This is a genomic window from Streptococcus mitis (assembly GCF_001579045.1).
In the GTDB taxonomy this organism is placed as follows: Bacteria; Bacillota; Bacilli; order Lactobacillales; family Streptococcaceae; genus Streptococcus; species Streptococcus mitis_D.
Genome location: NZ_KQ970261.1, coordinates 459496 through 460294, shown reverse-complemented (window position 1 = coordinate 460294; position 799 = coordinate 459496). Strand labels below are relative to the sequence as shown.

1 pseudogene is annotated in these 799 nt (G+C 42.6%); it reads right to left on the bottom strand.

The features are described 5' to 3' along the window. A pseudogene (locus SMIDD28_RS12385) lies at positions 1–799 on the bottom strand (hypothetical protein); the annotation flags it as partial.

The window sequence follows — 799 nt, the reverse complement described above, 5'->3', positions numbered from 1 at the left end:
GTCTGCATCTAAGGTAGCTTCAGAGTCAGCTTCAACAAGCAACTCAGTGAGCGAATCAGCATCTAAGGTAACTTCAGAAGTAGCTTCACAATCAGCATCAACAAGCAACTCAGTGAGCGAGTCTGCATCTAAGGTAGCTTCAGAGTCCGCTTCAACAAGCAACTCAGCGAGCGAGTCAGCATCTAAGGTAGCTTCAGAGTCAGCATCAACAAGCAACTCAGCGAGCGAGTCAGCATCTAAGGTTGCCTCAGAATCAGCATCAACAAGCAACTCAGTGAGCGAGTCTGCATCTAAGGTAGCTTCAGAATCAGCTTCAACAAGCAACTCAGCGAGCGAGTCAGCATCTAAACGTACATCAGAAGTAGAATCACAATCAGCTTCAACAAGCAACTCAGCAAGCGAGTCTGCATCTAAAGTTGCCTCAGAGTCAGCATCAACAAGCAACTCAGTAAGCGAATCTGCAGCTTCAGTAAGTGAGTCAGTGTCAGAATCAGTTTCTAAATTGATATCAGAAGGAAATTCTGTAAGTACATCGGTATCAGAATCAGTTTCTAGATTATTCTCAGAATCACTATCTACAAGTAAATTACAATCAGAATCTGTATCTAAGTTCTTCTCAGAATCGTTATCAGGAAGCACTTCACATTCAACTTCTGTATCTAAATTCTTCTCAGAATCAGCCTCACTGTCTACTTCAATTAGTGCAAGTATTTCTGCTTCACCGAAATGTTCTTGTGCCGATGATTCAACAAGTACATCTGTATCTAAGTCAGCCTCTAAGGTAGCTTCAGAATCAGCC